The organism is Aeromicrobium endophyticum, from assembly GCF_003586285.1.
Classification (GTDB): Bacteria; Actinomycetota; Actinomycetes; order Propionibacteriales; family Nocardioidaceae; genus Aeromicrobium; species Aeromicrobium endophyticum.
In genome coordinates, this window is the sequence record NZ_QUBR01000002.1 from 978,138 (window position 1) to 1,002,085 (window position 23,948).

At 71.1% G+C, this 23,948-nt stretch carries 23 protein-coding genes; 14 read left to right on the forward strand and 9 right to left on the reverse strand.

Translation table 11 applies throughout. The annotated features are described in order from the left end of the window. Positions 1 to 87 precede the first annotated feature (87 nt). Entirely contained in the window at positions 88 to 729 is a 642-nt protein-coding gene (locus DX116_RS15305) for a VTT domain-containing protein (RefSeq protein WP_119705084.1), read from the forward strand. A gap of 20 nt (positions 730 to 749) precedes the next feature. Next, on the forward strand, positions 750 to 1,589 hold the full coding sequence (locus DX116_RS15310) for a COG4705 family protein (RefSeq protein ID WP_119705085.1): 840 nt from the start codon (positions 750 to 752) through the stop codon (positions 1,587 to 1,589). Between the two features lie 35 nt (positions 1,590 to 1,624). Here the strand turns inward: DX116_RS15310 and DX116_RS15315 are convergent, their stop codons facing one another. Next, positions 1,625 to 2,209 carry a hypothetical protein gene (locus DX116_RS15315; protein ID WP_119705086.1) on the reverse strand — a complete coding sequence of 195 codons (585 nt, stop codon included), beginning with the start codon at positions 2,207 to 2,209 and terminating at the stop codon, positions 1,625 to 1,627. 86 nt (positions 2,210 to 2,295) lie between these two features. Between DX116_RS15315 and DX116_RS15320 the strand changes: the two genes are divergently transcribed. The 4 genes from DX116_RS15320 to mhpA all read left to right on the forward strand — a co-directional run bounded on the left by DX116_RS15320 (position 2,296) and on the right by mhpA (position 6,640). Further along, positions 2,296 to 2,940, forward strand: a complete 645-nt coding sequence (locus DX116_RS15320; RefSeq protein ID WP_119705087.1) for a TetR/AcrR family transcriptional regulator — start codon at positions 2,296 to 2,298, stop codon at positions 2,938 to 2,940. A 76-nt stretch (positions 2,941 to 3,016) separates the two neighbouring features. Further along, positions 3,017 to 4,159 carry a VOC family protein gene (locus tag DX116_RS15325; protein ID WP_119705088.1) on the forward strand — a complete coding sequence of 381 codons (1,143 nt, stop codon included), beginning with the start codon at positions 3,017 to 3,019 and terminating at the stop codon, positions 4,157 to 4,159. Then, the gene (locus DX116_RS15330; protein WP_119705089.1) at positions 4,156 to 5,094 is read left to right on the forward strand and encodes a fumarylacetoacetate hydrolase family protein; all 939 of its coding nucleotides are present in this window, start codon (positions 4,156 to 4,158) and stop codon (positions 5,092 to 5,094) included. The genes DX116_RS15325 and DX116_RS15330 overlap by 4 nt, the downstream gene beginning before the upstream one ends. A 7-nt stretch (positions 5,095 to 5,101) precedes the next feature. Beyond that, positions 5,102 to 6,640 carry a bifunctional 3-(3-hydroxy-phenyl)propionate/3-hydroxycinnamic acid hydroxylase MhpA gene (mhpA, locus tag DX116_RS15335; RefSeq protein WP_119705673.1) on the forward strand — a complete coding sequence of 513 codons (1,539 nt, stop codon included), beginning with the start codon at positions 5,102 to 5,104 and terminating at the stop codon, positions 6,638 to 6,640. Positions 6,641 to 6,642: 2 nt separating this feature from the next. Here mhpA and DX116_RS15340 read toward each other — a convergent pair whose 3' ends face one another. Then, positions 6,643 to 7,797 (reverse strand): PQQ-dependent sugar dehydrogenase, encoded by a 1,155-nt coding sequence (locus tag DX116_RS15340; protein ID WP_119705090.1) that lies wholly within the window; start codon positions 7,795 to 7,797, stop codon positions 6,643 to 6,645. A gap of 146 nt (positions 7,798 to 7,943) precedes the next feature. On the opposite strand from DX116_RS15340, the gene DX116_RS15345 reads away from it, so the two are divergent. The 4 genes from DX116_RS15345 to DX116_RS19985 are packed head-to-tail and all read left to right on the forward strand — an operon-like array spanning position 7,944 to position 11,475. After that, entirely contained in the window at positions 7,944 to 8,702 is a 759-nt protein-coding gene (locus DX116_RS15345; RefSeq protein ID WP_119705091.1) for an SGNH/GDSL hydrolase family protein, read from the forward strand. A gap of 10 nt (positions 8,703 to 8,712) precedes the next feature. Then, positions 8,713 to 9,741 (forward strand): 5'-3' exonuclease, encoded by a 1,029-nt coding sequence (locus tag DX116_RS15350; RefSeq protein WP_233556821.1) that lies wholly within the window; start codon positions 8,713 to 8,715, stop codon positions 9,739 to 9,741. Between the two features lie 9 nt (positions 9,742 to 9,750). Further along, positions 9,751 to 11,316 (forward strand): peptide chain release factor 3, encoded by a 1,566-nt coding sequence (locus tag DX116_RS15355; protein WP_119705093.1) that lies wholly within the window; start codon positions 9,751 to 9,753, stop codon positions 11,314 to 11,316. 9 nt (positions 11,317 to 11,325) lie between these two features. After that, positions 11,326 to 11,475, forward strand: coding sequence for a hypothetical protein (locus tag DX116_RS19985; RefSeq protein WP_158592012.1), 150 nt, complete (start codon positions 11,326 to 11,328; stop codon positions 11,473 to 11,475). 9 nt (positions 11,476 to 11,484) lie between these two features. Here the strand turns inward: DX116_RS19985 and DX116_RS15360 are convergent, their stop codons facing one another. From DX116_RS15360 to DX116_RS15370, 3 genes are read right to left on the reverse strand one after another with little or no spacing between them, the layout of a single operon-like run. Further along, on the reverse strand, positions 11,485 to 12,405 hold the full coding sequence (locus tag DX116_RS15360; protein ID WP_119705094.1) for an AEC family transporter: 921 nt from the start codon (positions 12,403 to 12,405) through the stop codon (positions 11,485 to 11,487). Between the two features lie 36 nt (positions 12,406 to 12,441). Continuing rightward, positions 12,442 to 14,937, reverse strand: a complete 2,496-nt coding sequence (locus tag DX116_RS15365; RefSeq protein WP_119705095.1) for a polynucleotide kinase-phosphatase — start codon at positions 14,935 to 14,937, stop codon at positions 12,442 to 12,444. Continuing rightward, positions 14,934 to 16,340 (reverse strand): 3' terminal RNA ribose 2'-O-methyltransferase Hen1, encoded by a 1,407-nt coding sequence (locus tag DX116_RS15370; RefSeq protein WP_119705096.1) that lies wholly within the window; start codon positions 16,338 to 16,340, stop codon positions 14,934 to 14,936. The genes DX116_RS15365 and DX116_RS15370 overlap by 4 nt, the downstream gene beginning before the upstream one ends. Before the next feature lie 130 nt (positions 16,341 to 16,470). Between DX116_RS15370 and DX116_RS15375 the strand changes: the two genes are divergently transcribed. Continuing rightward, the gene (locus tag DX116_RS15375; protein ID WP_119705097.1) at positions 16,471 to 18,726 is read left to right on the forward strand and encodes a putative bifunctional diguanylate cyclase/phosphodiesterase; all 2,256 of its coding nucleotides are present in this window, start codon (positions 16,471 to 16,473) and stop codon (positions 18,724 to 18,726) included. 3 nt (positions 18,727 to 18,729) lie between these two features. Here the strand turns inward: DX116_RS15375 and DX116_RS15380 are convergent, their stop codons facing one another. Continuing rightward, complete coding sequence (locus DX116_RS15380) at positions 18,730 to 19,485, reverse strand: RNA polymerase sigma factor (protein WP_119705098.1); 756 nt, start codon at positions 19,483 to 19,485, stop codon at positions 18,730 to 18,732. Positions 19,486 to 19,821: 336 nt separating this feature from the next. Continuing rightward, positions 19,822 to 20,184 carry an STAS domain-containing protein gene (locus DX116_RS19785; protein WP_147393685.1) on the reverse strand — a complete coding sequence of 121 codons (363 nt, stop codon included), beginning with the start codon at positions 20,182 to 20,184 and terminating at the stop codon, positions 19,822 to 19,824. 100 nt (positions 20,185 to 20,284) lie between these two features. On the opposite strand from DX116_RS19785, the gene DX116_RS15385 reads away from it, so the two are divergent. Continuing rightward, entirely contained in the window at positions 20,285 to 20,929 is a 645-nt protein-coding gene (locus tag DX116_RS15385; RefSeq protein WP_158592013.1) for a GNAT family N-acetyltransferase, read from the forward strand. Between the two features lies 1 nt (position 20,930). Here DX116_RS15385 and DX116_RS15390 read toward each other — a convergent pair whose 3' ends face one another. Further along, positions 20,931 to 21,851 (reverse strand): NAD-dependent epimerase/dehydratase family protein, encoded by a 921-nt coding sequence (locus DX116_RS15390; protein ID WP_119705100.1) that lies wholly within the window; start codon positions 21,849 to 21,851, stop codon positions 20,931 to 20,933. 123 nt (positions 21,852 to 21,974) lie between these two features. On the opposite strand from DX116_RS15390, the gene DX116_RS15395 reads away from it, so the two are divergent. Next, positions 21,975 to 22,691, forward strand: coding sequence for a TetR/AcrR family transcriptional regulator (locus DX116_RS15395; RefSeq protein WP_119705101.1), 717 nt, complete (start codon positions 21,975 to 21,977; stop codon positions 22,689 to 22,691). A gap of 103 nt (positions 22,692 to 22,794) precedes the next feature. Then, on the forward strand, positions 22,795 to 23,211 hold the full coding sequence (locus DX116_RS15400; protein WP_119705102.1) for an SRPBCC family protein: 417 nt from the start codon (positions 22,795 to 22,797) through the stop codon (positions 23,209 to 23,211). Positions 23,212 to 23,303: 92 nt separating this feature from the next. Here the strand turns inward: DX116_RS15400 and DX116_RS15405 are convergent, their stop codons facing one another. Next, complete coding sequence (locus DX116_RS15405; protein ID WP_199716096.1) at positions 23,304 to 23,936, reverse strand: TetR family transcriptional regulator; 633 nt, start codon at positions 23,934 to 23,936, stop codon at positions 23,304 to 23,306. Positions 23,937 to 23,948: the final 12 nt, after the last annotated feature.

The window sequence follows — 23,948 nt, forward strand, 5'->3', positions numbered from 1 at the left end:
GCCTGGCTCGGTCTGCGCCGGACAGCTGTCCGATCGGCCTCAGGAACGTTCAGGTGGCAGTCAGGTCTCTGACTCGATCATCAGGACATGATCGCTCTGCTCACCCCGCTGCTGCTCAGCCTAGGACCTGTCGCGCTCCTGCTCGTGATGGCTGTCGTCTTCGCCGAGACGGGGCTGCTGCTCGGGTTCTTCCTGCCGGGCGACTCGCTGTTGTTCCTCGCGGGGGCCCTGGTCGCTTCGCATGTCATCCACGTCCCGATCTGGCTCGTCGCGATCGGCGTGTTCGTCGCTGCCGCGGCCGGCGACCAGGTGGGCTACCTCATCGGACGACGGTTCGGCCCCACGGTCTTCTCCCGTCCCGACTCACGATTGTTCAAGCAGGAGCACGCCGAGCGTGCCCAGGCCTTCTTCACCCAGCACGGCCAGGTCGCGGTGATCGCCGCCCGGTTCGTGCCCGTGGTGAGGACGTTCGTACCCGTCGTCGCCGGCGTCGGCAGCATGTCCCGCCGGCGGTTCACGGCCTACAACCTCGTCGGCGCCCTGCTCTGGGCCGTCGGTGTCGTCGCCGCGGGGTACCTGTTCGGCGGGATCGACTTCGTCGCCGCCCACATCGAGCTCATCACGATCGCGATGGCCAGCGTCTCGCTCGTCCCCGCAACCGTCGAGGTGATCCGTCGGCGCCGCGCACACCACCCACGACCGACCGGCGATCAGGTGGCAGTCAGGTGATCGTTCGTAGCGTCCCCGCCATGCCCACACGAACCTTCCGTGCGTCCAAGGTCCCCGAGGTCTTCCTCCTGTTCTGGATCGTCAAGCTGCTCACCACCGGCATGGGAGAGGCCGGGGCCGACTTCCTCGGCACCGTCAGCATCCCTCTGGCGGCCGTCATCGGCATCGGAGGGTTCTTCGTCGTCCTGTGGCTGCAGCTGCGCGCCGACCGGTACCACCCGGCCCGCTACTGGCTCACGGTCCTCAGCGTGGCACTGTTCGGCACGATGATCGCCGACGGCCCGCACGTGGTCCTCGGCACCCCGTACGCCGTCGATTCCGGTATCTACCTGCTGCTCCTGTGCGGGCTGCTCGCCTGGTGGCGACGCAGCGAGGGGACGCTGTCAGTGCACTCGATCACGACGGCCAGACGCGAGCGCTTCTACTGGGGCGCCGTGCTGCTGACCTTCGGTCTCGGGACGGCGGTCGGCGACGCCACCGCGATCGAGATGGGCATCGGGTTCGCCTGGTCCGTCGTGCTGTTCGGCGTCCTCATCCTCGTGCCCCTCGCACTCTGGCGCGCCGGGGTCGATGCGACGCTCACGTTCTGGGCTGCCTACGTCCTCACCCGGCCGCTCGGTGCGTCGGTGGCCGACTGGCTCGGGGCCTCGCACCATGCGGGCGGCCTGGGCTGGGGAAGCGGAGTCGTCGCGGGCCTCGGCCTCGTGCTCTTCGCCCTGCTGGTCGCGTACCTCGCCGTGACCCACTCGGATGTCGAAGGCGCCCACCCGCCGCATGCCGCCAGGCGCGACACCCCACCCGTCGAGGAGGGAGTGAGCCGGCACCCGAGCCGAACCACGACGCCTGAGGCGAGCGGCTGAACACGACCTGACGCACGCGATCGCGCGCCGAGCCGTCAGGTGAACGCGGCGGCGAAGAGGCACCCCGAGCCGACGAAGGTGAGGGCCGCCAGCACGATGCGTGCCGCCCGGCCCAGCGGCGCGGCGACGGTCATGACGACGCCGACGGTCACGAGCATGGTCCAGGTCGCAGCCATGACCAGGTCCGCCGCCTCGTAGGAGAACTCCTCGTACCGGCGGATGAGGGGGCGGTGAAGGCCGGCGCGCGACGGATCGAAGGCGAACGACATCACGCCGCACGAGTACAGGATGGTGAAGCCGAGCGCGGCGTAGTTGGCCCACCGCGCGACCAGGCCGTTCGGAGGACTCCAGAGCGGCGAGAAGCAGGCGACCAGAAGAGCCGGCGCGGTGTACGCAAGGGCCACGGCCCAGTACGCCCAGATGCCGACGAGAGGGTCCTGGCTGCGGCCGGTGTAGAACGCGTCCGGCTCGAGCCGTCCGGCCGCCCGCAGGAACGCGGGCGTGAGCTCGCCCGCTGTCCACCGGACGACGAACACGCTGCCGAAGAGTCCCACGATCCCGAGCACGGCGACGAGAGCGAGATAGGGCTTGCTCGGCGCGTCCTTCGTCCTGTGCTTCATCGGATCTCCTGCAGGCGTCGGGTGCTCGGTCGCGCCGACGATCGGTGTGGGCAGAACTCTACGGCCGCGGCTCGTAGGCTGAGCCCATGACGAGCGACCCCGGCCAGACGAACAGGTTCGACCGGCGTCGCGCCAAGACGCGGGCGGCGCTCGTGTCGGCGGCGCAGGCCTTCCTCGCCGAGGGCCAGACGGGCGCGCCGATCCAGAAGGTCACCGAGCGCGCGGACGTCGGCATCGGCACCTTCTACAACCACTTCGCCTCGAAGGAAGAGCTGTTCGAGGTCGCCGTGCGCGAAGCCGTCGAGACCTACGCCGTCGTCCTCGACTCGTTCGCCGACGACACGTCCGACGCTGCTGCGAACTTCGCCCGCAGCTTTCGCCTGACCGGTCGGCTCCAGCGCGTGCACCCGCAGACCAGCCGGGTGCTGCTGGCTCACGCGGAGGAGATCTCGCGCTCGTCGTCGGGCATCGCGGCCCACGCTCGTCGCGACATCGCTGCGGCTCACGACGCCGGACAGTTCTCGGTTCCCGACGTCGACCTCGCGATGGTCGTGGTGACCGGCGCGATGGTCGAGCTCGGCCGCCTGCTGCTCGACGAGCCCGGGCGAGACGCCGCCACGACGACTGACGGCGTGACGAAGCACGTGCTGCTGAGCCTCGGGATGACGCACGACAGGGCCTCGACGCTGTGCGACCAACCGCTCCCGGACGTGCCGCCGTTGCCGATGTGACGCGCGCTCCTCGTCACCCTTGACACCCACCTCTTCTATAACTGAAGATATCTTCAGTTATAGAAGAGGTGTTCACATGGGCACGGATGTCCTGGACGACAGTCATCGCGACCTGCACAGCGAGCAGGGTGCACGGCCCGGCGAGCACGTCGGACGCGCTCCGGACCCCGTGATCAAGGTGCACGACATCGCCTGGCTCGAGTTCGAGAAGCCCGATCTCGCCGCCGCCGAGGTGTTCGCCCACGCCTTCGGCTTCTCGACGGCCTACCGCAGCGCCGGCGAGCTGGCCCTGCGCGGCACGTTGCCCGGTCCCCCGTGCGTCATCATCCGCAAGGGACGGCGCTCGCGCTTCCTCGGACCGACGTTCCGCGCCGCGGACGCCCGCGACCTGCTGCGACTCTCGTCGGCCACCGGCACGAGCGTCCGCGCGCTCCCCGAGCACCTCGGAGGTGTCGTCGTCGACGTGCGCGAGCCGGCCGGAGCGCTCGTGCGGGTCGTCGCCGACGTCATCGACCACCCCGCGCTGCCCGGACAGCCCGTCCACACCTTCAACTTCGGTGCCGACGCGACGCACCGGACCAACGCCGCACAGCGTCCCCCGCGCGAGCCGGCCCGGGTGGAGCGGCTCGGACACGTCGTGCTGCAGACCGACCGCTACCGCGCATCGCTCGACTGGTACCTGCAGCACCTCGGCATGATCGTGAGCGACTTCTTGTTCTTCCCCGGCCAGCGCGAGCGCGGACCCACCATGAGCTTCATCCGGTGCGACCGCGGCGACACCCCTGCCGATCACCACACCCTCGCGATGACGCTGGGGCCGAGCAACCGCTACGTCCACTCGGCCTATCAGGTCGCCGATCTCGACGCCCTCGCCGCCGGCGGCGAGCACCTGAAAGAGCTCGGCTACCAGCACTCGTGGGGCATCGGCCGGCACGTCCAGGGCAGCCAGATCTTCGACTACTGGCGCGATCCCGACGGATTCCTGGTCGAGCACTTCAGCGACGGCGATCTCTTCGACGCATCCCTCGAGCCCGGCTGGGCACCGATGACGGCATCGGGCCTCAACCAGTGGGGCCCACCGGCCACGCCCGACTTCCTCGGCATCGCGCCGGGCAAGGAGTCGGCGCGTGAAGCCCTCGCCATGGCCTCCTCGCTGCGCTCCGACAACGAGTTCGACCTCCACCGCCTCCTCGGCCTGCTGAAAGTTGCCCGCTCATGACCCTGTCCGTCCTCCGCACCGACGACGCCTGGTGGCTGCAGCAAGCGGACGGAGCCGTGCGCATCCACACCGCCGCCACCACGACCCGCGAGCTGCTCGCCGACCGCGCCGCGGTCGAGGCGGCCCGCGACGGTGGGGATCCCGTGCCCGTCGACGACCTCGCACTGGTCTCCCCCGTCACGACGCCGTGCCGCGTCGTCGCCCAGATGACGAACTTCGCCTCGCACGCGAAGGATGCCAACATGGACCCGGAGGCCGTCCCGCTGACGTTCTTCCGCAAGGCGTCCGGCTCGGTCGTCGGCCCGCACGACGACATCGTCCGGCCCGCCCACGTGACGCTGCTCGACTACGAGGTCGAGATCGGCGTGGTGCTCGGACGCGAGCTGCCCGTCGGCACGTCCGTGGCTGCCGCAGACCTGCCCGAGCTCGTCGCCGCGCTCGTGGTCACCAACGACGTCTCGGCGCGCGACGTGCAGCTGCCCAAGACGCAGTTCTACGAGGGCAAGTCGTACCCCACGTTCACGCCCGTGGGTCCGGCCCTCGTGATCCTGGAGCCCGGTGAGCTCGACCGCTTCGCCGACCTGCGGCTCCAGCTCTGGGTCAACGGCGAGCTGCGCCAGGACCAGACGGCCGACGACATCATCTACGGTCCGCTCGAGGCGCTACAGGCACTCAGCCGCTTCCAGCGCCTCGAGGTCGGCGACCTGCTGCTCACCGGCACCCCCATCGGCACGGCCCTCAGCGCTCCGCCCAAGGCGATCGAGATCATCGGCTCGCTGCTGCCGGCCGCCACGAAGTGGAGGATCTTCTTCGGCAAGCAGGCCAAGAACCCCAAGTACCTGCAGGACGGCGACCTGGTCGAGGCGCGCATCGCCACTGCTGATGGTGCGATCGACCTCGGCCAGCAGCGCGCGTCGGTGCGGTGGACGCGATGACGGCGGCATGAGCACGGACGTCCGCGCCGTCCCGGTCGTCATCGTCGGGGCCGGCCCCACCGGGACGGCGGCCGCGATCGAGCTGGGCCTCCGCGGCATCGAGTGCCTCGTGCTCGACCGCTGGGAGGACGTCTACCCGCAGCCTCGGGCCGTCCACCTCGACGACGAGGTGCACCGCATCCTCGACCGGCTCGGCGTCGGCGAGCAGTTCTCCGCGATCTCGCGCCCCGGAGGCGGCCTGCGTCTCGTCGACCGGACGATGCGCGTGCTCGGCGAGTTCGCCCGGGACGGCGTCTCCGGCGCCAACGGGCATCCTCGCGCCAACATGTTCGACCAGCCCGACCTCGAGGCCCTGCTGCGCGCCCGGATGCGCGAGCAGGCGAGCGTCTCGTTCCGCGGCGGCGTCGTCGTCGACGGCGTCGAGCAGGTCGCACCGTCACGGACCATCGTCCGCTTCCACGACGTCGAGACCATGGCCGAGCACACGATCGACGCGGAATTCGTGCTGGGGTGCGACGGCGCCAACAGCGCCGTGCGCGCGGCCATCGGCTCGTCCATGCTCGATCTCGGCTTCGAGCAGCGCTGGCTCGTCGTCGACGTCGCGACCAACGCCGACCTGCGGCAGTGGGAGGGCGTGCACCAGGTGTGCGACACCACCCGCGCGGCCACCTACATGCGGATCGGCGAGACCCGTTACCGCTGGGAGTTCCAGCTGCACGACGACGAGACCGCAGCCGACTTCACCGACACCCACCGCCTGGAACCGCTGCTGCGTCCGTGGCTCGGCGACGTCGGGATGGGCGAGCTGCAGGTGCAGCGCACCGCCGAGTACACGTTTCGGGCCGCCATCGCCGACCGGTGGCGATCGGGGCGCATCTTCCTGCTGGGCGACGCGGCGCACCTCACGCCACCGTTCATCGGTCAGGGCATGGGCGCCGGGCTCCGCGACGCGTCCAACCTGGCCTGGAAGATCGCGGGATTCCTCACCGGACGACTCGCTGCCGACGTGCTCGACTCGTACGAGCCCGAACGCGCAGCCCACGCACGAGCCATGATCGTCCTGGCGCGGCGCGTGGGCGTCGTCATGACCCGCGGCGGCCGTATGGGAGACGTGCTCCGTCGGTCCGTGGTGCCGTTGCTGGACGTCGTCCCCGTCGTCGGGCAGCAGGTCACGGACAGCACCACCCCTCCGCTGGCCGGTTCGCCGTGGATCGACGCGACGCGAGGAGACCGCCTGGCCGGGCACCTGTGTCCCAACCCGGTGATCGACGGGCGGCGCCTCGACGACGTCGTCGGCACCGGATGGGCCCTGATCACGACCCGAGCGGTGGCTCCCAGTGCGGAATCGACGCTCGACGCCCTCGACTGCGCGGTCGTGGAGACCGCTGCCGGTGACGAGCTGGCGACCTGGTTGGGACGCGGTCGCGCCACGGCGGCGCTCGTGCGCCCGGACCGGTCGGTGATCGCCTCCGGACCCGATGTCACCCGGCTGTGCGCGGCTCTGTCGACGCTCCTCGCTCCGCTGCCCGCACTCACCTCCATCTGAGCTCAGGCAGGGGTCAAACGCAGCAGACGCCCCGAGCCCTCGTCCTCGAGCAGCCAGATGGCGCCGTCGGGACCCTGCTCGACGGCGCGGATGCGCTCGCCGAGGTCGAAGATCTGGTCGTCGCCGGTCGTCGTCCCATCGAGGTCGACGTGGACGAGGCCCTCGCCCGACAGAGCGCCCAGGAAGGCGTCGCCCGTCCAGTCGGGGAACAGGTCGCCGGTGTAGATCATCAGGCTGCCCGGGGAGATCGACGGCGTCCACGACGCGGCCGGTGCCACGAAGCCGTCGCCCTCGGCGTAATCGGGGATGTCGCCTCCCCCGTAGTCGCTGCCGTTGGACGCCTCGGGCCAGCCGTAGTTGCCGCCCGCCTCGACGCGGTTGAGCTCGTCGCCGCCCTCAGGACCCATCTCGCTGGCCCAGAGCGTGCCGTCGGCCGCGAACTCCAGGCCGAGGACGTTGCGGTGGCCCAGGCTCCAGATCTCCGGGGCAGCTCCGCTCTCGTCGGCCAGCGGGTTGCCGGGGGCAGGATCGCCGTCGAGGGTCAGCCGGACGATCTTGCCGAGCGTGCTGGACGTGTCCTGCGCCGGAGTCTTCTTCTGCCGCTCGCCGGACGAGACGAACAGGTGCTCGCCGTCGGGGGCGACCGCGAGACGGTGCGAGAAGTGCCCGGTGCCAGAGACCTTCGGCTGTCGCCAGATGACCTCGAGACCTTCGAGCGAGGCCCCGCTGGCCGTCGTCTCGAGGCGGGCGCGTCCCACCGCGGCACCAGAGACTCCCCCGCCACCCTCCACCCAGCTGAGGTAGACCGTGCCGTCGTCCTCGAACGTCGGCCCGGTCACGACGTCGCCGAGACCACCCTGGCCGGCCACGGTGACGTCCGGGACGCCGGACACCTGAACGGTCTCGCCGCTGTCGGCATCACGCAGGTGCAGCGTGCCGCTGCGCTCGGTGACGAGCAGGTCGCCGCTGCCGGGCAGGAAGGTCATCGCCCAGGGATCGTCGAAGTTGCCGACCTCCTCGACGGCGAAAGGGCGTCCGCTGTCGCCGACCTTCGTCGGGGTGGACGTCGACGACTCCGCAGGGTCGTCCCGCCGTTCGGTGTCGGCCGAGCAACCCGCCAGGAGCGCCGCCGCCAGTCCCAGTCCGATGAGCCTCATCCATCGAGTCTGGCCGACAGGACCAAGGCGCGAGTGGTGCGAACCGGGCCCCGAGTGGTGCGGAATGGACAGACACGCCGTCTCACCATGACCACACCGCACCACTCGCGGGACGGGGGTGGGGGGTGCAGTGAGATAGTTGAATCATGACGGAATATCGGCGCTTCGTGGCCATCGGCGACTCCTGGACCGAGGGGGTCGGCGACCCCGACGCGTCCCGGCCCAACGGCCTGCGGGGCTGGGCCGACCGCGTCGCCGAGGCGCTGGCGGCCCGGACCGACGACTTCGGCTACGCCAACTTCGCGATCCGCGGCCACCGCGTCCACGAGATCATCGAGCAGCAGCTCGATCCCGCGCTCGCCCTGGCGCCCGACCTGCTGACGTTCCAGGGCTCGGGCAACGACATCCTGCGCACCCGGGTCGACCTCGACGGCCTGGTCGCCAGCATGGACGCCGCCGTGGGGCGCGCGAACGAGATCGGCGCGACGGTGGTGCTGTTCACGCACGGCGCCCCGGCGTCCGGGCCGTTCGCGGCGCTGCGCGGACGCATGGCGATCTTCAACGAGCTGCTCCGCGAGGTAGCCGACACCCGCGACGCGGTGCTGGTCGACAACTGGCGCGTCCGCGAGGCGCTCGACAGCCGCCTCTGGGACGTCGACCGCGTGCACCTCTCACCCCTGGGCCACCACCGCGCAGCCCTCGAGGTGCTCGAGGTGCTCGGAGTGCCCCACGAGCACCCGCGCTTCGAGCTCACCGACGCCGACGCTCTCTCGCGACGCGACCGCCTGCGCACCGACCTCGAGTGGGCGCGCACGTTCGTCGGGCCGTGGGCGTACCGCCGCTTCACCGGGCGGTCGTCGGGCGACGGCGTGCAGCCGAAGCGGCCGGGGCTGCTGCCGATCTGAGCCCCGTACCATGAGCACGATCCCCATGCCCGCACCCGACGACCGCTCCCGCAGGCTGCTGCTGGTGGTCGACGCCCCGTCGCTGCTGCACCGCAGCCATCACGCCAAGGCGCACACCGGCATCACCGATCGCGCCGGTCGCCCGACGTGGGCCCTGCACGGCATGCTCGGACAGATCCTCGAGGTGATCGACGGCTTCGCGCCCGATGCGGTGATCTTCGGTCTCGACGACCGCCGCGCGTCCGTCCGCGCCGACTTCTACCCCGCGTACAAGGCGGGCCGCGCCGAGAAGGACGCGTCGCTCGTCGAGCAGCTCGACCGGGCCGGGGCGATGCTCGACGCGCTGGGCCTGGCGACGCTGACTCCCCCGGGCCTCGAGGCGGACGACGTCAGCGCCACCGGCGCCCGGTGGGCCGGTGACCACGGCTGGGACTGCGTCATCGTCACCTCCGACCGCGACGCGTTCGCGCACATCAGCGACCACACGCGCGTGCTGCGGCTGATCAACGGCGGGGTCAGCGCCTCTCCCCTGCTCACGCCGTCGCGTCTCGTCGCGATGTACGGGGTCGCGGCCGACCGCTACCTCGAGTTCGCGGCCCTGCGCGGCGACGCCAGCGACAACCTGCCGGGCGTGACCGGCATCGGCGAGAAGACCGCCGCGACGCTGCTCACCCAGGTCGGCCCGATGGCGACGGTCTGGGCCGACGTCGACCAGAACGAGGGCCGCGTCGTCTCGGCCACCCTCGACTCGTGGGCCGCCGAGACCGGGGCACGCCGCCTGGGTGCCACGGTCGTGCGGCGGCTCACCGCCGAGGGCGCGCGCGAGCGCTTCGACTTCAACGTCCGCATCATGTCCGGGCGCGACGACCTCGACCTGGGCCTCACGCCGGACGTGTCCGGCACACCGGGCCTGCTGCCGCTCGACGCCGAGCGGATCAACCGTGTCGTGGGCTTCCTCGGCGTCGAGGCGACGACCTCGCTCGCCATCCGGGTGCTCAGCACCGACCCGGCGTCGGCCGCGGCTCGCCTCGACGGGTAAATTCGGCAGGTGTCCGACAAGCGCCCCCGCCGTACCTTCGCCGTCATCAGCCACCCCGACGCCGGCAAGTCGACGCTGACCGAGGCCCTCGCGCTGCACGCTCGCGTCATCACCGAGGCCGGTGCCGTGCACGGCAAGGGCGACCGGCGGGCCACGGTCTCGGACTGGATGGCGATGGAGAAGGCCCGCGGCATCTCGATCACGTCCGCCGCGCTGCAGTTCGTCTACCGCGACCACGTCGTCAACCTCGTCGACACCCCCGGCCACAGCGACTTCTCCGAGGACACCTACCGCGTCCTGTCGGCCGTCGACTCGGCCGTCATGCTGGTCGACGCCGGAAAGGGCCTCGAGCCGCAGACCCTCAAGCTGTTCCGGGTGTGCGCGCTGCGCGGCATCCCCGTCATCACGGTCATCAACAAGTGGGACCGCCCCGGCCTGTCGCCGCTCGGCCTGATGGACGAGATCGAGCAGCAGATCAAGCTGCGTCCCACCCCGCTGACCTGGCCCGTGGGCGAGGCGGGCGACTTCCGCGGCGTGCTCGACCGCCGCACCGGCGAGTTCGTCAAGTACACGCGCACCGCGGGTGGTGCCACCCGCGCGCCCGAGCGGCGCATGTCGGCGTCCGAGGTCGACGAGGCTGACGTCGACTCGTGGGCCACGGCGCGCGACGAGCACGAGCTGCTCACCCTCGACGACGCCGACCACGACCAGCAGCGCTTCCTCGCCGGCGAGACGACACCGGTCATGTTCGCCTCGGCCCTGCAGAACTTCGGCGTGGCCCAGCTGCTCGACCTGCTGCTCGACCTGGCCCCCGCCCCCAGCGCGACCGCCGGCGTCGACGGCACGCTCCGCCAGGTCGAGGACGACTTCAGCGCCTTCGTGTTCAAGGTGCAGTCCGGCATGAACAGCTCGCACCGCGACCGCATGGCCTACGCCCGGGTCGTGTCGGGGACGTTCGAGCGCGGCATGGTCGTGACGCACGCATCGACGGGTCGTCCGTTCGCCACCAAGTACGCGCAGTCGATGTTCGGCCGCGAGACCAACGTCGTCGAGCAGGCGTCGCCCGGCGACATCATCGGCTTCGTCAACGCCCAGGCGCTGCGGGTCGGCGACACCGTCTACGAGGGCGATCGCATCGACTACCCGCCGGTGCCGAGCTTCGCGCCCGAGCACTTCGTCACCGCGAGCGCCCGCGACATCGGCCGCTACAAGCAGTTCCGCCGCGGCATCGAGCAGCTCGACCAGGAGGGCGTCGTGCAGGTGCTGCGGTCCGACCTGCGCGGAGACCAGAGCCCGGTGCTGGCCGCCGTCGGGCCGCTGCAGTTCGAGGTCGTCGAGGAGCGGATGACCAACGAGTTCACCTCGCCGATCCGGCTCACGCGTCTCGACTACCAGGTCGCCCGCCGCACCGACGCCGACGGCGCGCAGCAGCTCAGCGGCTTCCGCGGTGCCGAGGTGCTGCAGCGCACCGACGGCACCTACCTGGCCCTGTTCGTCGACAAGTGGCGGGCCAACAACGCCGCGCGCGAGATGCCCGACGTGCTGCTCGAAGAGCTTCCCGCCGGCGGCAGCTGAGTCTGCCCCATGCTGGTCGTCCACCTCGGCATCGTGCTGGTGTTGCTCGCGCTGGGCGCGCTGCTGCCCATCGACCGGCTCCCGTCGTGGCTCAACCTCTACCTCGGCGTGGCCATCGGCTCGGCGGTCCTGGTCGTCCTGGCGCTCATGCTGACCTGACGCCCCCGGTCAGGCGACGAGCGCCGTGATGACCATGACGACCGGTACCGAGGCAAGGGTGCTGACGAAGATCGCGTCGCGGGCGAGCAGCTGGGCCCGTTCGTACCGTGAGGCGATGATGAAGACGTTTTGCGCGGTCGGCAGCGCCGACAGGACCGTGACCGCCAACAGGGCGGGCGTGTCGAGACCCAGCGCGAAACGGCCCACCAGGTAGGCCACGGAGGGTTGCACGACCATCTTGAGCCCGACGACGAAGCCGAGACGTCCGGCCGAGACGCCGCGCCCCGGCAGCGGTCCGAGCCGCAGCGAGACGCCGTACGCCAGCAGCATCGACGGGACCGCCATCCCGCCGACCAGCTCGAGCGGGTCGTGCACGGCACTCGGCAGGCGCGCGCCGGTCACGGCCAGCACGAGGCCGATGAACGAGCCGATCGTGATCGGATTCGTCAGCGGACGCGCCACCACCGCGCGCCACGAGAGCCGCGTGGAGCTCGCGTCGGCGTCCAGCAGCACGAGCGCCAACGGCTGCAGCAGCAACAGCTGCATCAGGATGACCGGTGCCACGAGTGCCGGGTCGCCCAGCACGTACGCCGCGATGGGCAGACCCAGGTTGCCCGCGTTGACGTAGGCCGAGCACAGGGTCCCGACGACCGACGGGCCCAACGGCTCGTGGCGCACGGCGGCCACGACGGCGAAGACCGCTGCGGTGACCACCACGGCCGCTGCCGTGGCGAGCAAGGCTCCGGAGAACACCTCGTCCACGTCGCTCGACTCGAGCACCGTGACGAGCAGGGCCGGGCTCGCGACGAAGAACGCCAGCGTCGAGAGCGTCCGCTGACCGTTGGCGTCGATGACCTTCAGGTGCGCGAGCAGGATGCCGAGGGCGATCAGGATGCCGATCGTCGCGAATCCCTCGAACACCCCGGTCACGCCGTCGACCCTAGTGGCCGGCAGCGGGGAGCTCGCTCACAGCCGTGGGTCGACCGGCTCCGACTCCATCGCCAGCACCCCGAAGACGCACTGGTGCACCCGCCACACGGGCTCGCCGGCCACCGCGCGACGCACGGCCTCCAGCCCGAGGGCGTACTCGCGCAGCGCCATCGACCGCTTCTGGCCGACGTTGCGCTGCTTCAGCCGCTCGAGCGTCGTCGGATCGGTGTAGTCGGCTCCGTAGATGATGCGCAGGTACTCGCGTCCCCGGACCTTGAGCCCGGGCTGCACCAGCCCCTTGGGCCCCCGCACGAGGTTGTCGAGCGGCTTGACGACCATCCCCTCGCCCCCTGCGGAGGTCAGCACGTCCCACCACCGGGCGCCATCGGCCCGCGAGGCCTCGTCACGGGTGTCGACGAGATGCCTGCGCGTGGTGCGGAACAGATCGGGGTCGACCTGCACCAGCCGATCGGCCATGTCGAGGTGCCACGAGTGGTCGCGCAACTCGTAGGTGCCCTTATCGCTGGCGAGCACCTGGAACGGCGCGACCTGCACGCCGAGATCGTTGTCGACGGGCTGCACGTAGCGGCGGTACGCGTCGACGAAGCGTCGCGCGTTCTCCGCCCGTGATTGCGTGCGGTCGAGCAGCTCGCCGACGTCGGCGCCTCGTGCCGCGGCTGCCTCGAGAACGGTGGCCGCGGACGGCAGCGCCGTGGTAGCCGCGGCCCCGACCCGGGCGTACTGACGACGCACCATCGCCTCGGCCTTGGCCGTCCACGGGAGGATCTCGGTGTCGAGCAGCAGCCAGGAGGCGCCCAGCTCGTCCCACAGCCCGACCGCGTCCACGGCACGCGCGACGCGCCCGAGCACGATGTCCTGAGTGGTCGTGTCGAAGAAGGCCCGGCCCGTGCGCGAGTGCACGACGCCCGTGCCGTCCGCCCGCACTCGGACGACCGCCCGCGACCCCATGTGCTTCTCCTCGCAGATCACGCGGTCGACCGAGCGCTTCGCATAGTGCTCGAAGGCCTCGTCGGGGTGCTCGAGCAGCCCCTCGCGCGACGAGGTGTCGACGGGCGACATCGTGGGTGGCAGGTAGAGCAGCTCGGCCGGAGCGACCGCGAAGCGACTCATGACCTCGAGCGCACCGGCGGCGTCGTCCTCACGCAGCGACACCCGTCCCATGTGCTCGGTGTCGATCACGCGGTGGCCGAGCACGTCATCGAGCGCCAGCACCTGCGGGTCGCGCTCCGGCGGAGCGAGCGGCCGGACGGGCTCGTAGTAGGTCTGGCGCGCCGCTACCGAGACCACCTCGCGCTCGGGATAGCGCAGCGCGGTCAGGCTGCCGCCGAACACGCAGCCGGTGTCGAGGCACATCGTGTTGTTGACCCACTCGGCCTCGGGCACGGGGGTGTGCCCGTAGAGCACCGTGGCCGCGCCGCGGTAGTCGTCCGCCCACGGGTACCTCACCGGCAGCCCGAACTCGTCGGTCTCGCCGCTGGTGTCGCCGTAGAGGGCGAACGACCGCACCCGGCCGGAAGCCCGACCGTGATACTTCTCCTTGAGCCCGGCGTGGGCGATGACGAGCCTGCCGTCGTCGAGCACGTAGTGCGCGACCAGCGCGTCGCAGAACTCGCGGGCCGCGACGACGAACGCCTCGTCCTCGAGCGCCAGCTGGTCGAGCGTCTCCTGCAGGCCGTGGGACGTCGTGACGCTCCGCCGCCTGAGCGCCCGCACGAGCTTGGCCTCGTGGTTGCCCGAGACGCACACCGCGTGCCCGCCTGCCACCATGCCCATCACGAGACGCAGCACGCCCGGCGAGTCGGGGCCGCGGTCGACGAGGTCGCCGACGAAGGCCGCGCGGCGCCCGTCGGGGTGGGTCGCGTCGACGGCGCGTCCCTGCTCGTCGCGGACGGTGGCGTAGCCGAGGCGCTGCAGCAGGTCCTCGAGCTCGACCCGGCAGCCGTGGACGTCGCCGATCACGTCGAACGGCCCGTGGTCGTCGCGACGGTCGTTGAACAGGCGGGTGCGCTCGATCGACACCGCGGCGACGGCCTCGACCGACTCCAGGACGTGCACGGTCCGGAAGCCCTCGCGCTTGAGCCCCCGCAGGGACCGTCTGAGCTGATCGTGCTGACGCTTGACCACCCGGGCGCCGAAGTCGCGATCGGGACGCGCCTCGTTGCGCTCCACGGCCACGCCGGTCGGGACGTCCAGGACGATCGCCACCGACAGCACGTCGTGCTCCTTGGCCAGCGCCAGCAGCGAGCGGCGCGCCGACGCCTGCACGTTCGTCGCGTCGATCACCGTGAGGCGCCCGCGCTCGAGACGCTTGCCGGCGATGAACTCAAGCACCTCGAAGGCGTCGGAGGTCGCGCCCTGGTCGTTGGCGTCGTCGGAGACGATCGCTCGGCACTCGTCGCTCGACACCACCTCCGTGGGAGCGAAGTGCGTGGCAGCGAAGGTCGACTTGCCCGATCCGCTGGTGCCGATCAGGACGACGAGACACAGCTCGGGGATGCTCAGCGTGGTCATGCGGGCACCTCAGTCGCGCCCAGGGTGAACACGGCCATGTGGGTCGGGGGCCCCACCTCAGGATCGGCCTCGCCGACGGGACGGACCTCGACCTCGTAGCCGTACCGCTGCCCCACCGACGTGGCCCAGTCGGCCAGCTCGGCACGCGTCCACTCGAAGCGGTGGTCGGGGTGGCGGAACCCTCCATCGGCCAGGGCCGGGTAGCGGACGTTGTGCTCGGCGTTCGGGGTCGTGACCACCACGTGTCGCGGCCTCATGGTCCCGAAGACGTTGGCGGTGACCGCCGGAAGCCGGTCGGGGTCGACGTGCTCGACGACCTCCATCAGGATCGCCACGTCGATGTCGGCGAGCCGGTCGTCCTCGTACTGCAGCGACGACAGCAGCAGCGTCAGGCGATCGGACTGGCGCTCGGTCATCCGGTCGACGTGCAGGCGCTTGGCCGCCTTGGTCAGCGCGAGGGCCGACACCTCGGTACCGATCACGCGGGCGACGCCCTGCATCTCCAGCAGGCTGCCGAGCAGGGCGCCCGCGCCGCACCCGAGGTCGACGATCGTCGAGGGCCTCATTCGTGCCACGGCGTCGAGGACGGCGTCGTGCCGCTCACGCACCAGCGGACGAGCCACGACGGCCTCGTCGTCGAGGGCCTCGTCGACGGGCCGGTCGTCCAGCTCGACCAGCCGTTGCATCGCGGCATCCTTCAACGCGCGCTGGTGCGCGAGGTAGCGGTGCGTCACGAGCTCGCGCTCGGGGTGGTGCGCGAGCCAGCCCGATCCGGCGCGCACCAGCTTGTCGACCTCGTCGTCACCGACCCAGTAGTGCTTGGCGTCGTCGAGCACGGGTAGCAGCACGTAGAGGTGGTTGAGAGCCTCGGCCAGGCGCATCGTGCCGGTCAGGCCGAGCGACACCAACGGCGCGTCGCCCCACTCCGGCCTGGTGTCGTCGAGCGCGATGGGCCCTGCGGAGACCTCCCAGCCCATCGGCTCGAACAGCCGCCGCAGGAGATCGGGGTCGCCCGGGACGGCCGGCAGGTGCAGGGACAGCTCCAGGGCGGCGCCGGCGAGCTCCTCGTGCCCCCGGCACTGGCCGTTGAGCGCCGACCGGAACACCTTGCCCATCGCGACCGACAGCAGCGACGACGCGACGTAGGGACGGTCGTTGACGTACTGCCCGAGCGCGAAGCCGTCGTTCGTCCCCGACCTGCCCCGCACGAGAGCGACCGGATCGACCTCGAGCAGCAGCGCCGCGGTGCACCGGTCGACATCGACCTCGGGGTAGAACACGTGCGCCGTGCCGCCGTACACGTCGAAGCGCTGCGCCCGGCCGGGGTGCTTGTGGAGCAGGAAACCGAGATCGGTCGGGTCCTCGAGGACCGCCGAGCGTCCGGCGGAGATGGTCAGCAGCATCCGGACAGTCTGCCGCAGTGACAGGAGTCCTACGCCCCGGCGGGCCGTTCTGCGTCACGTGGAGGCCTCGTTGCTGCACAATGTTGCCGTCTGCGCATCTCGTGCCGACGTCTCGAGAGGTGGACACACGGTGCGAACCCCGTGGCGCGTCTACGCGACAGCGGCCTCCCTGGCCGTCGTCGCGTACTTCGCGATGCCGTCGGGACGCGTCGCCGATGCGCTGTACGTGGCCATCGGCGTGTCGTGCGTCGTCGCCATCGTCGTCGGCACGCGCGTGCAGCGTCCCTCCAGCGTCGCGCCGTGGCTCGTGCTCGCCGCCGGCCAGGCAACCTGGGTGGGCGCTGACGCGGTCTACTCCTGGCTCGAGGCGACCGACTCCCTCACCCATCCCTCGGCCGCCGATGCCCTGTACCTGGGCTCGTACCCGTTGCTGGCAGCCGGCGTCGCGCTGCTGATGCGTGCGCAGCGCCGCTCGCGCGACGTCGCGGGCCTGGTCGACACCGCGATCGTGACGACAGGCTTCGTCCTGCTCTACTGGGCGTTCATCGCGGGCCCGTTGCTCGACGACCGGTCCGGCACCGATCTCGGACTGGCCGTGTCGCTGGCCTATCCTGCCGTCGACCTCGTGCTGATAGCGCTGCTCCTGCGACTGGTCACCGGCCAGTACGCGTGGAGCCCGTCCTTCCTGATGCTGATCGCCGCGATGGCGACGTCCCTGACGGCCGACGCCCTCTACGCGACCGGTCCGACGGGCGGCGTCTCCTCGATCGGGCTCGACGTGCTGTGGCTCGCGTCCTACGTGCTGTGGGGCACGGCCGCCCTGCACCCCGACATGGCCGTGCTGACCCGGCCCGCCCCGCGGGGACGCACACCGTTCACAGCGGGCCGGCTGGCGCTGCTCGGGGTCGCGGTGGTGCTGCCCGTCGTGCTGCTCGCGCTCCAGCCCCTGCTCGACCTCGAGATCGACCACCTCACGCTCGTGGTCGCATCCGTCGTGATGTCGCTGCTGGTGATGGCACGGATGGCGTGCGACATCGACGAGATCAGGGCAACGGCACACCAGCGCGACACCCTTCGAGCAGATCTCTTCCACCGCGCCACGCACGACCACGTCACGGGCGTCGCCAACCGCCCCTACATCCTCGAGCAGATCACCGCCGCGCTCGAGCGGGGGCTGCGCGACGGCACGCCGTCGGCCCTGATCGACGTCCGGGTCGGCGGCGTCGACGAGCTCCTGCGCGAGACCGGGTTCAGGCACCGCGACGAGGCCCTGCGAGCCGTCGCCGACCGCATCGGCCACGTCGTCCAGAGCGACGACTGCGTGGCCCGGCTCGGACCCGATGAGTTCGTCGTGCTGATCGACCGGCTCGGACCCGACGCCAACCTCGCCGGTGTCGCGCGCGAGCTGCTCGACGCGATCGCCGCGCCGTTGCATCTCGGCGGCCGTCCGGTCGGCGTGACGGCCGCCGTCGGCATCTCGGTGAGCCTGGATGGCAGCACCGACGCCGACGCGCTCCTGCACGAGGCGCGGGTCGCCGCCGGCGCGGCCGTCGAGCGTGGCGATCGCGGCGACGAGCCCGTCGAGTTCTTCGCCCCCTCCCTGCGCCGCGAGCAGGACGACCGGATCGCCCTCGAGGCAGCGCTCGTGGACGCGATCGCCCACGACGAGCTGGAGGTGCACTACCAGCCGGTGGTCGCCGTCGGGACCGGCGTCCTCGACGGCTACGAGGCCCTCGTGCGCTGGAACCGCCCTGGTCACGGGCTCCTGCAGCCCGACGCGTTCGTGCCCGTCGCCGAGAAGTCCGACCTCATCTGCGCGCTTGACCGCTGGGTGCTGCACGAGGCGGCCCGCCAGCTGGTCGCCTGGACCGAGGAGGATCCGATCGGCGCCGCCGACCTCACCGTCGCGGTCAACGTCTCGGGCCGCCACCTCGCCTCCGCGACGATCGTGGCCGACGTCGCCGCCGCCCTGCACAGCTCGGGACTGCGGCCCGAGCGGCTGACGGTCGAGGTCACCGAGACCGTTCTCGTCGACGTGCCGCGTGCCAGCCTGCAGATGAGCGCGCTCCGCCGGTTGGGCGTCAGCATCAGCATCGACGACTTCGGCACCGGGTACACCTCGATCGGCCACCTCGGCGCCCTGCCCGCCGACATCCTCAAGATCGACCGCAGCCTCGTGATGTCGACCGGCCCCGGGGCGACCGAGCTCTTGGCGCTGATCGTCCAGGCCGGGCATGCGCACGGCCTGCTCGTCGTGGCGGAGGGCGTCGAGCAGCAGCAACGGCTGGACGACCTGCGCGACCTGCGCTACGACTCCGCGCAGGGCTACCTCTTCGCGCGGCCGCTCGCCGCCGACGACGTGCGCACCACCGGACCGCGCCGGTAGGCGTCAGGCGACGGAGGCGGCGTCCTCGGCCAGCTCGAGGTAGACCTTCATGCACGCCGAGCACGTGGCGAGGTGCGAGTGCACGCGCTCCTGGTCGCGAGCCGTCGCCGTGCGTCGCAGCACGCGCACGAACATGCCGCGGATCTCGGTGTGGGCGTCGCCCTCGGGAGCCTCGGCCTTGACGTGCTGGCGCAGGTACGCCTCGCGCAGACCGGCCCGCGCCCGGTAGACCAGGGCGGAGACGCTGTTGGGGCTCAGGTCGAGCAGCGCCGCGATCTCTTGCGGCTTGCGGCCGTCGACGTCGAGCGCCCACAGCACCTCGCGCCACCGCTCGGGGAGGGACGCGTAGGCGGCGCGGACCGTCTCGCGCTCGAAGGCGTCGAGCGTGCCCGCGCCGAACTCGACCGTCGAGTCGATCTGCGAGTCGTCGTCGGTCGGACGAACCCGCTTCTCCTGCTTGGCGCGGGCACCGCACTCGTGACGGATGGTGGTGAACAGGTAGGCACGGAACGACTCCGTCGGGCCCTTGCCGCGCTGCAGCAGGTCGAGGACGCGCGCGAACGCCTCGTTGACGACGTCGTCGGCCTCTTCACGGCGACCGAGGTGGCGCGCCAGACGGTAGGCGCTGTACTCGTAGCGGCGGTACAGCTCGGAGTAGGCGTGCTCGTCGCCGGCCCGCGTGCGCCGGATCAGCATTACATCGTCGACCTCGGCCTCCGCGTCGTCGTAGACGTGGGCGTGCGCCGTACTCCCAAGCATGTCTGGTTCCTTTGAAGTCGTCTGCCCCCCGACGGGACAACGTCGTGGATCGTTCTCAACACCAACGATTCGCAGCGGGGGAAGACGCTGATTGCCCACATGACCATCGTCACATCTGAGCGCTGCTGTCGCGCGGGCATGACGATGCTATCGCCCATTACTACTGATCAGTAAGGACTGAAGTCCCGACCTTGACGAGTCACAGGTCACTCATCGGGTCAGGGTATGCTGGAGCCAGCACCGAGCCGCCCTATCTAGCGGCCACGGGCTCGACGTCCCCGGCCGCACCAACGGCGCGGGGACACCTTCGTCGTGGCCGGTGCGCTCTGGGGTGTCTCAGGCAGGCTCGGCCGGATCCTCGTCCGCGAACACCGCGGCCAGTGTCGGCCGCAGCCTGAACAGCTCGTCGAGGCCGGCGATCCTGAAGATCGCCACGACACGGCGCGTGGACGCCACGATGTCGACCGTGCCCCGGCGCAGCAGCATCTTCTTGCGGGCCAGCACGAACACGCCGAGACCGATCGAGTCGACGAAGCCGACGTCGGACAGCTCGAAGACCAGCCGGTCGGCGCCGGCGTCGGCGACCTCGGCGACGACCTCGCGCAGCTGGGGCGCGGTGTCGATGTCGATCTCGCCACTCACCGTGATCACGGTGAACGGATCGTCCTGTCGGACGTCTACCGTCAGCTGCTGCGTCATGCGCACCCCCGATGTCTATTCGCCGGACAGGCACGGCCCAGCACGTGGCTGCTGCACAACCGCCCCGATCCTATCCGCCAGATGCTGCGAAGATCGAGCCATGGTCCTGGACACGTCGCAGCAGCTGGTCGACCAGTGGCTCGCCACCTGGGTGCACATCCGCGGCATCAGCTCGTCGACGACCGACGGCTGGCCGCTGGTGCACGTCGGGTCGGCCACGCGCGAGACCGAGCTGGTGTGCCTCGCCCCGGGCATCGACGCGTGGCCCGACCTGCTGCGCCACGTCGCCGGCGACCCCGGCGCCATGCTGACCGTCGTCGCCGACGACGTCGGCCGGTACCTGACGGCGCCTCGCCCGTCCGCGACCCGTGTCGATCGCGACGACGAGACGCTGATGTCCGCCGTTCTAATCGACGACGAGATCCCCGCCCTGCCGGTCGACCTGACCTTCCGGTGGGACGTCGCCCCGCACCGGGCCACCTACACGCTCGAGTCGGACGACTCGGTGGCGGCGGTCGGCACGGTCGGCGTGCTCGGCCAGGTGGCGACGTTCGACGGTGTCGAGACCATGCCCGCCTTCCAGCGCCGCGGTCTCGGACGTCACGTCATGGCGACGCTCACGGCCCAGGCCATGGGACGCGGGGCGACCCACGGCGTGCTCGCTGCCAGCGCCCCGGGGCGTCAGCTGTACTCGGCGATCGGCTGGGACGCGCGGCTCGAGATGCTCTCGGTGATGGGCTGCTGACTCAGCCCTCGACGGTACGGCGGCAGATGTCGTCCCACGGCGTCGGCTGCAGCGAGAAGTGCGCCCGCGTCGCGGCGTCGTCCAGCACGTAGGGGCGAGTCCACTGGTACGACAGCTGGTTGATCTCGCGCATGAGCGGCACCGCCAGGCCCAGCGTCGCGAGCGTCGGGCGAGGTATCGCCGACACCTTCGGGGCCGGCAGTCCCATCAGGTCGGTCATGTCGGTCAGCACCTGCCGCTGGGTCCGGGCGGGATTGCTGGGCACGTGCCACACCCGTCCGTGGGCCGATGCGTCCTCGGCGGCGGCGACGAGGAGCCGGGCGACGTCCAGCACGTCGGTGAAGCTGTGCGGCACGTCGGCACGCCCGATCACCCACGCGCGCTTGCCGGCGCGCAGGCCGGGCAGCTGCCGGGTGACGTGCCCGTTGGCGCCGACGCCAGGACCGACGTAGTCGGAGCCGCGCACCTCGACCGCACGGATGCGACCCTGCTCGTGCAGCGCGAGGGCATCGGCCCACATCGCGGCCCGCAGCACGCCCTTGTGATCGGTGGCGGCGTCCGGCATGCCCTCACGCATCGACCCGTCGACCGGGCCGTACGGGTACAGGGTGCCGGTGATGGCGTAGACCGCGCCGGACCGCTCGGCGGCCGCCAGCAGCGACGACGCCACCGGTGGCCAGACCGTCTCCCACCGGGTGTAGTCCCCCGGGTTGACGCAGTTGTAGATGACGGACGCCCCGTCGGCCGCGGCGGCGAGCGCGTCGGGGTCCGCGGCGTCGAGGGACACGTGGACGACGCCCGGGAGGCCGGTGTCGGTGCCCGAGCGCGTCGCCACCACGACCTCCGACCCACGGGCGGCGAGCAGCTGGGCCACGTGACGCCCCACGGGACCTGCCCCGACGACGAGATGACGATCGGACATGACGAGCTCCTTCGGTAGCCGAGAGCACCGCTCTCGGTCCCAGCCTGGCACGTGGTCGAGGACAAAACAAGAGCACTGCTCTCGAATGTTGCACGTGCTCTCGCCATCGGCCAAGGTGAGCACATGGAACACACGCGCACCGCCCGCGAGCGGGCCCGCGAGGAGATCACCACCGAGATCCTCGAGGCCGCCCGCCGGCGCCTGGCGTCCGACGGACCCGCCAACCTCTCGCTGCGCGCGGTCGCCCGCGACGTCGGCATGGTCTCGTCGGCGGTCTACCGCTACGTGCCGAGCCGCGACGATCTGCTCACGGCCCTGCTGGTCGAGGCCTACGACGAGCTGGGAGCCGCCGCCGAGGCGGCCGACGACGGCGTGAGCGACCGCACCGACGTGCGCGCACGCTGGACGGCGACGTGCCGCGCCGTCCGGTCGTGGTCGGTCGGGCACCCCCACGACTACGCACTGCTCTACGGCTCCCCCGTCATCGGCTACGCCGCGCCTCGCGACACCGTCGGGCCGGCCACGCGCGTCATCGTCCGGCTGGTCGGCATCATCAGCAGCGCGCACGAGATCGGCGGGGCCGCGCGCCCCCTCCCCGAGGGCCCCGGGCCCTCGTTCGAGCCGTCGGTGGGCGACGCCACCGCCGCGCTGCGCGAGGTCGCCGGCCTCGACACCGACGTGCCACCGGAGCTCGTGGGGCGCACGCTGATGGCCTGGAGCACCGTGTTCGGCACCATCTCGTTCGAGCTCTGGGGCCACCTCGTCGGCTCGGTGAGCGACCACGAGACCTACTTCGACAGCGTCGTCTCACGGCTGTGGCACGACCTCGGTGGGGTGTGAAGACCTGCACCGAGTGAGGTATCCCTCACGGGCAAATGCGGCATCTACGTCCTGGACGAGGTTCAATGTGCGGATACCCGAACCACCGCACCAGAGGACATCCATGCCCCGCATCTCTCGTCGTACGTTCGTCGCCGCCCCGGCCGACGTCGTGTGGTCCCTCGCCGGCGACTTCGCCGAGTGGCACCCCAAGCTCCGCATCTACAGCAACGGGCCGGAGGCTTCGGCCGAGCTCGTCGTGACGATCGTGTCGAAGGACGACGAGTCCCGCACGCTGTCGTACTCGATGCCCGACCCGCCGTTCCCGATCAAGGACCACCGCGCCACGATCCTGGTCGAGCAGGCCGCGCACGAGGGAACGTCGTACGTCACGTGGTACGCCGAGTTCACCGCCGACGAGGCGCTGCTGCAGGATCTCGAGGACACGATCGGCGACGACGTGTTCGCCCGGGCCCTCGACCAGCTAGCGACCGCCGCGCAGGACTCCTACGGAGCGCAGCAGGTCGCCAGCGCCAGCTGACGCGCGCCCCGAACCACCCACCGCCCCTTGAGCGGGCACCGCCCCTTGAGCTTGTCGAAGGCCCTTTCGACAAGCTCGAGGGGCGTTCTGCCTCAGCTGCGCCAGTCGCGGAAGCCGACCACGATCAGGCGCATCTGGCGGCGGGCGCCCTCCTTGATGCTCTCCTCGAGGTCGGGACGCCCGTCGGGCATCTCGACGACCTCCTCGGCGTTCGAGACCATGTTGCGCACGAACAGCCGCGAGACCATCTGGACGTCCTCGGTCGCCCAGCTCTCGATGTTGGGCAGCCGAGCCAGCACGACGGCCAGCTCGCTGACGAACAGGTCGAGCTCGTGCCGGATGGCGCGCCGCACGGCCTCCGAGCCGCCGACCCGCTCGCGGGCGACGAAGGCGAAGTGCGCCTTGCTCTGCTTGACGGCCTCGACCAGCACGTCGGCCGCGGCGTCGATGATGTTGTCGAACACCTTCGGATCGCGCTGCGCCTCGCGGATCATGCGACGCAGCGTCGAGAACGACTGCTCGACGAGAGCCAGCCCCAGCTCGTCCATCGACTCGAAGTGGCGGTAGAACGCCGTCGGCACGATGCCGGCCGCACGGGCGACCTGACGCAGGCTGATCTGCGCGAATCCCTGGTGCTGAGCCAGCTCGAGCGCGGCGGCGAGGATCGCCTGACGCGTGCGCCCCTTCTGCTCCTGGCGCGAGGCAGCCTGTGCGGACTCGGTCATGGACGACAGGGT

What these genes read in the sequence shown, in the direction of transcription:
- DX116_RS15305 (WP_119705084.1), top strand. Translation starts at nt 88, where the DNA reads ATGATCGCTCTGCTCACCCCGCTGCTGCTCAGCCTAGGACCTGTCGCG.
- DX116_RS15310 (WP_119705085.1), top strand. Translation starts at nt 750, where the DNA reads ATGCCCACACGAACCTTCCGTGCGTCCAAGGTCCCCGAGGTCTTCCTC.
- DX116_RS15315 (WP_119705086.1), bottom strand. Translation starts at nt 2,209, where the DNA reads ATGAAGCACAGGACGAAGGACGCGCCGAGCAAGCCCTATCTCGCTCTC.
- DX116_RS15320 (WP_119705087.1), top strand. Translation starts at nt 2,296, where the DNA reads ATGACGAGCGACCCCGGCCAGACGAACAGGTTCGACCGGCGTCGCGCC.
- DX116_RS15325 (WP_119705088.1), top strand. Translation starts at nt 3,017, where the DNA reads ATGGGCACGGATGTCCTGGACGACAGTCATCGCGACCTGCACAGCGAG.
- DX116_RS15330 (WP_119705089.1), top strand. Translation starts at nt 4,156, where the DNA reads ATGACCCTGTCCGTCCTCCGCACCGACGACGCCTGGTGGCTGCAGCAA.
- mhpA (WP_119705673.1), top strand. Translation starts at nt 5,102, where the DNA reads ATGAGCACGGACGTCCGCGCCGTCCCGGTCGTCATCGTCGGGGCCGGC.
- DX116_RS15340 (WP_119705090.1), bottom strand. Translation starts at nt 7,797, where the DNA reads ATGAGGCTCATCGGACTGGGACTGGCGGCGGCGCTCCTGGCGGGTTGC.
- DX116_RS15345 (WP_119705091.1), top strand. Translation starts at nt 7,944, where the DNA reads ATGACGGAATATCGGCGCTTCGTGGCCATCGGCGACTCCTGGACCGAG.
- DX116_RS15350 (WP_233556821.1), top strand. Translation starts at nt 8,713, where the DNA reads ATGAGCACGATCCCCATGCCCGCACCCGACGACCGCTCCCGCAGGCTG.
- DX116_RS19985 (WP_158592012.1), top strand. Translation starts at nt 11,326, where the DNA reads ATGCTGGTCGTCCACCTCGGCATCGTGCTGGTGTTGCTCGCGCTGGGC.
- DX116_RS15365 (WP_119705095.1), bottom strand. Translation starts at nt 14,937, where the DNA reads ATGACCACGCTGAGCATCCCCGAGCTGTGTCTCGTCGTCCTGATCGGC.
- DX116_RS15370 (WP_119705096.1), bottom strand. Translation starts at nt 16,340, where the DNA reads ATGCTGCTGACCATCTCCGCCGGACGCTCGGCGGTCCTCGAGGACCCG.
- DX116_RS15380 (WP_119705098.1), bottom strand. Translation starts at nt 19,485, where the DNA reads ATGCTTGGGAGTACGGCGCACGCCCACGTCTACGACGACGCGGAGGCC.
- DX116_RS19785 (WP_147393685.1), bottom strand. Translation starts at nt 20,184, where the DNA reads ATGACGCAGCAGCTGACGGTAGACGTCCGACAGGACGATCCGTTCACC.
- DX116_RS15385 (WP_158592013.1), top strand. Translation starts at nt 20,285, where the DNA reads ATGGTCCTGGACACGTCGCAGCAGCTGGTCGACCAGTGGCTCGCCACC.
- DX116_RS15390 (WP_119705100.1), bottom strand. Translation starts at nt 21,851, where the DNA reads ATGTCCGATCGTCATCTCGTCGTCGGGGCAGGTCCCGTGGGGCGTCAC.
- DX116_RS15395 (WP_119705101.1), top strand. Translation starts at nt 21,975, where the DNA reads ATGGAACACACGCGCACCGCCCGCGAGCGGGCCCGCGAGGAGATCACC.
- DX116_RS15400 (WP_119705102.1), top strand. Translation starts at nt 22,795, where the DNA reads ATGCCCCGCATCTCTCGTCGTACGTTCGTCGCCGCCCCGGCCGACGTC.
- DX116_RS15405 (WP_199716096.1), bottom strand. Translation starts at nt 23,936, where the DNA reads ATGACCGAGTCCGCACAGGCTGCCTCGCGCCAGGAGCAGAAGGGGCGC.